The sequence below is a fragment of the Actinoallomurus acaciae genome, assembly GCF_042429965.1.
In the GTDB taxonomy this organism is placed as follows: domain Bacteria; phylum Actinomycetota; class Actinomycetes; order Streptosporangiales; family Streptosporangiaceae; genus Actinoallomurus; species Actinoallomurus acaciae.
In genome coordinates, this window is sequence record NZ_JBHLZP010000619.1 from 1 (window position 1) to 4,375 (window position 4,375).

At 71.2% G+C, this 4,375-nt stretch carries 6 protein-coding genes; all 6 read right to left on the reverse strand.

The genetic code is table 11. From position 1 onward, the window contains the following. The coding region (locus tag ACFFNX_RS43410; RefSeq protein WP_378212094.1) for a GNAT family N-acetyltransferase at positions 1 to 258 on the reverse strand (258 nt) is incomplete at its 3' end. Between the two features lie 118 nt (positions 259 to 376). Further along, complete coding sequence (locus tag ACFFNX_RS43415) at positions 377 to 1,129, reverse strand: YebC/PmpR family DNA-binding transcriptional regulator (RefSeq protein ID WP_378212095.1); 753 nt, start codon at positions 1,127 to 1,129, stop codon at positions 377 to 379. A gap of 143 nt (positions 1,130 to 1,272) precedes the next feature. Beyond that, positions 1,273 to 1,878 carry a pyridoxal 5'-phosphate synthase glutaminase subunit PdxT gene (pdxT, locus tag ACFFNX_RS43420; protein ID WP_378212096.1) on the reverse strand — a complete coding sequence of 202 codons (606 nt, stop codon included), beginning with the start codon at positions 1,876 to 1,878 and terminating at the stop codon, positions 1,273 to 1,275. 88 nt (positions 1,879 to 1,966) lie between these two features. Continuing rightward, positions 1,967 to 2,581 (reverse strand): DUF6928 family protein, encoded by a 615-nt coding sequence (locus tag ACFFNX_RS43425; protein WP_378212097.1) that lies wholly within the window; start codon positions 2,579 to 2,581, stop codon positions 1,967 to 1,969. A 149-nt stretch (positions 2,582 to 2,730) separates the two neighbouring features. Then, positions 2,731 to 3,660, reverse strand: coding sequence for a pyridoxal 5'-phosphate synthase lyase subunit PdxS (gene pdxS / locus ACFFNX_RS43430; RefSeq protein WP_378212098.1), 930 nt, complete (start codon positions 3,658 to 3,660; stop codon positions 2,731 to 2,733). A 117-nt stretch (positions 3,661 to 3,777) separates the two neighbouring features. After that, positions 3,778 to 4,375, reverse strand: a 598-nt coding sequence (locus tag ACFFNX_RS43435) for a DUF3048 C-terminal domain-containing protein (RefSeq protein ID WP_378212099.1), incomplete at its 5' end; no start/stop codon positions are given.

Genomic DNA, 4,375 nt, shown 5'->3' on the forward strand with positions numbered 1-4,375 from the left:
GCGACCGCGGTCCTCCGGCGCGACGCAGACCCCGCCGACGCCGCCCATCGGCACCGCGCGGCCGTGCCACCACTGCTCGAACGGGTGGTAGTGCCCGACGGCGACGAGCCGGCCGCCGTCGCCGACCCCGAGGAAGCGGCCCTCCCCCATGGCCCGCAGCGCCCACGCGTCGTCCCGGCGGCCGGACGGCCCGAAGGCACGGTTCCACAGGTCATAGACGGCGTCGAGGTCGGCGGGTTCGAGTGTGCGCGTCTCCACGTGCCACGACGCTACGGCATGGCGCGGGCGCGGCATCAAGGGGTTTTCCGCGGGCGGGGCCCGGAGGCATCACCGGAACGCCCCCTGCCGGGCGGCAGGGGGCGTCCGCGGACGGCCGTCAGGCCTCGATCTTCTCCATGATCTCGTCGGAGACGTCGAAGTTGGCGAAGACGTTCTGCACGTCGTCGCTGTCCTCGAGCGCCTCGATGAGGCGGAAGACCTTCTTGGCGTTGTCCTCGTCGACGGGCACGCTCACGCTGGGCAGGAAGTTGGCCTCGGCGGACTCGTAGTCGAGGCCGGCCTCCTGCAGGGCCTTGCGCACCGTCACCAGGTCGCCGGCCTCGCTGATCACCTCGAACGACTCACCGAGGTCGTTGACCTCCTCGGCGCCGGCGTCCAGGACCGCCATCATCACGTCGTCCTCGGTGGTGCCGTCCTTGGGCACCAGGATGACGCCCTTGCGGGTGAACAGGTACGACACCGAGTTGGGATCGGCGAGCGAGCCGCCGTTGCGGGTCAGCGCGGTGCGGACGTCGGAGGCGGCGCGGTTGCGGTTGTCGGTCAGGCACTCGATGAGCACCGCGACGCCGCCGGGCGCGTAGCCCTCGTACATGATCGTCTGCCACTCGGCGCCGCCGGCCTCCTCGCCGGCGCCGCGCTTACGCGCCCGCTCGATGTTGTCGAGGGGCACGGAGTTCTTGCGCGCCTTCTGGATGGCGTCGTACAGCGTGGGGTTGCCGTCCGGGTCGCCGCCACCGGTGCGGGCCGCCACCTCGATGTTCTTGATGAGCTTGGCGAACAGCTTGCCCCGTTTGGCGTCGACCACCGCCTTCTTGTGCTTCGTCGTCGCCCATTTGGAGTGGCCACTCATGCGTTTCGCGGGGCCACCCCGGCGAGCCGCCGAAGAGGTGAGCCCCTTCCTCCAATCTCAGAAAGTCACAGAACACTGCCTGGACGCGGTGCGCGGCGGCATCCTCCCGGACGCGGCTCCCCACCCCCGAGGGAGGCCGGAGGTCACGAGGCTTCCTTCACCATCGCGAGGAAGTAGGCGTGGATCCGGGGATCGCCGGTCAGCTCGGGATGGAACGAGGTCGCCAGGAGATGCCCCTGCCGGACGGCGACGATCCTACCGGCGGACTCGCCGGTCGCGGCACGACCGAGCGCCTCGGCGCCCTCACCGACCGACTCGACCCACGGCGCGCGGATGAAGACCGCGTGAAAGGGCCGGTCGAGGCCGCCCATCTCGACGTCGCTCTCGAAGGAGTCGACCTGGCGGCCGAACGCGTTGCGGCGGACGACCATGTCGATGCCGCCGATGGTCTCCTGCCCGGCCGCGCCGTCGAGGATGCGGTCGGCCAGCATGATCATCCCGGCGCAGGAGCCGTAGGCGGGCATGCCCTGCTCGACACGCTTGCGCAAGGGCTCGAGCAGGTCGAACGTGCGAGCGAGCCGCCACATCGTCGTGGACTCCCCGCCGGGGATCACGAGCGCCTGGACGCGCTCCAGCTCCTCCGGACGGCGGACGACCGCGGTGGCGGCGCCGCAGGACTCCAGGACACGGCGGTGCTCGCGGACATCGCCCTGCAGTGCGAGCACTCCGACCGTCGGGACAGCAGCCACGAACCAGCCCTTCACATCGAGTTGTACCAACGAGCTTAGTGCCAGTGACAACGCCCGCGACGCGCTCCGGCTTCCCCGCGGCCCCGTGTCAGGCGAGCTTGAACCGGCGCAACGGGAGCTCGAGCGGGAGGAAACCGTCGGCGCCGCGCTCGGCGATGTCGCGCCCGAACAGGTGCTCGCGCGCGAGCGCCATGCCGTACTCCTCATAGTCGAACGGCAGCGGGACGTCGGACGCGCCGTCGTCGATGGCCTTCCAGAACGGGGCCTCGGCCGGCAGCCGCTCGCCGAGGTCGACCACGACGCCGTCTTCGGCGGTGACGTAGACGTCGCGGCGTGCCCGGTCACCGGAGTACCACCGGAACCAGCAGCCGGACACGACGCTGTGCAGGACCAGCACGCCGCACGAGCCGCCCGGGACCGCGCGGGCGATCTCGTCGGCGAGACGGCGCGCCCGGTCGTCGACGCAGAACAGCCGGCGATCGCACACGACCACGGCGTCGCCGTACGCGCCGACGAACAGCTCGTCCTCATAGGGCCAGAGCGCGAAGTCCAGCACGGTGTCACCGGTCTCGGTGACCGAGTGCTCCGGGTAGAGCCGCCGGGCCAGCGCCACGGCGCGATCGGGGTCGGGGACGAGCCCCGGCCCGAAGGCCTGGGAGGCTCCGTCCACACGCGAACACGCCAACGCGACCGACCAACCCATGGGCGTCGTCCCCTCCCGCGCTCGGCGGACCCTGCCGGCGGCACCATCGTTCAGTCGCGGCCCAGGGTAACCCGCCTTTCCCGCCCTGTGGAGGGGAGAACACACTTCATTTACCCTCGGCGGCGGGCGTTCCGAACGGTATGCGACGGCTACCAGCCCCGGGCGGCGAGCCGGTCGCCGTCGGCCAGAGTGGAGACGTTGATGCCGACCATCGCCTCGCCGAGCCCGCGCGAGACCTTCGCGATCACGTCGGGGTCGTCGTAGAAGGTGGTGGCCTTCACGATCGCCTCGGCGCGCTTGGCCGGGTCGCCGGACTTGAAGATGCCCGAGCCGACGAACACGCCCTCGGCGCCGAGCTGCATCATCATGGCGGCGTCGGCGGGCGTGGCGATGCCGCCCGCGGTGAACAGCACCACCGGCAGCTTTCCGCCCCGCGCGACCTCCTTGACCAGCTCGTACGGGGCCTGGAGCTCCTTGGCCGCGACGAACAGCTCGTCCTCGGGCAGCGAGCCGAGCCGCCGGATCTGCTGGCGGAGCTGACGCATGTGGGTGGTGGCGTTGGAGACGTCGCCGGTGCCCGCCTCGCCCTTGGAGCGGATCATCGCCGCCCCCTCGGTGATGCGGCGGAGCGCCTCGCCGAGGTTGGTGGCGCCGCACACGAAGGGCACGGTGAAGGCCCACTTGTCGATGTGGTTGTCGTAGTCGGCCGGGGTCAGCACCTCGGACTCGTCGATGTAGTCGACGCCGAGGGCCTGCAGGACCTGCGCCTCGACGAAGTGGCCGATGCGGGCCTTGGCCATGACCGGGATCGAGACGGCGCCGATGATGCCCTCGATCATGTCGGGGTCGCTCATCCGCGAGACGCCGCCCTCGGCGCGGATGTCGGCGGGCACGCGCTCAAGGGCCATCACGGCGACGGCGCCGGCGTCCTCGGCGATCTTCGCCTGCTCGGGCGTGACGACATCCATGATCACGCCACCCTTGAGCATCTCCGCCATGCCCCGCTTGACGCGGGCGGTGCCGGTCTCGGGAACGGCGTTGGTCTGTTCGGGGGCGGCGTCGGGCGTGGCGGTGGACACGGCTACCTCTTCGAATGAGTCGATCAAGCTGTCGTATCCATGGTAGAGGCAGCCGACCAGCGAGACCGCCCTGCCATGTCGTCAGGAATCACGCCGTCATCCGACATGATGTACGGCTCAGGGCGTCGTCGGCCTCCCGTCGTTGACGAGCACCACCCAGACCTGGCCGGTGGCGAACGTCATGGGCGCGCCGGAGGCGGTGGTGAAGGTCGTCCCGTCCTTCTCCGACGGCCGCGACCAGCGCGCGTCGTAGGCCTTGCCGTCGCGCAGCACGGTCGCGTCGCCGGTGCCCACGGTCCGCACGAGCGGCGTGTAGTTGCCGAGGAAGTCGTGGAACTGCGAGCGGGTCGTGTGGGCCCGCTGGATCACGATGGTCGCGCCGCCGAGCCGGCCGCCCTCTCCGGCGCGGTCCGCGCGGCCGTCCTGGGTGACCAGCCACCGCTTCTCGCCCGGCGACCAGGTGAACTTCAGCGTCGCGGCCGGGTAGCGGGCGGTGTAGCTCGTGGCCGCCTTGCCGCCGCTCGGGGCCGGGCCGAACCGGAAGCCGATGTCGCCCGCCTTGGCGGCGCCCGGCGCGCGGGCGAGGAGTTGCCGCGGGGTGCCGTAGAGGTTGTACGGGGCCGCGTGCGGCCCGGTGCGGGCGTAGCCGGTGTTCGAGCGGTCCTGGGAGACGTCGAGGAGAGGCGCCTTGGCGACGTAGGGCTTCATCTTGCCC

Bases quoted from the DNA above. Each gene is read 5' to 3' on its own strand.
- ACFFNX_RS43415 (WP_378212095.1), bottom strand. From the start codon at position 1,129: ATGAGTGGCCACTCCAAATGGGCGACGACGAAGCACAAGAAGGCGGTG.
- ACFFNX_RS43425 (WP_378212097.1), bottom strand. From the start codon at position 2,581: ATGGGTTGGTCGGTCGCGTTGGCGTGTTCGCGTGTGGACGGAGCCTCC.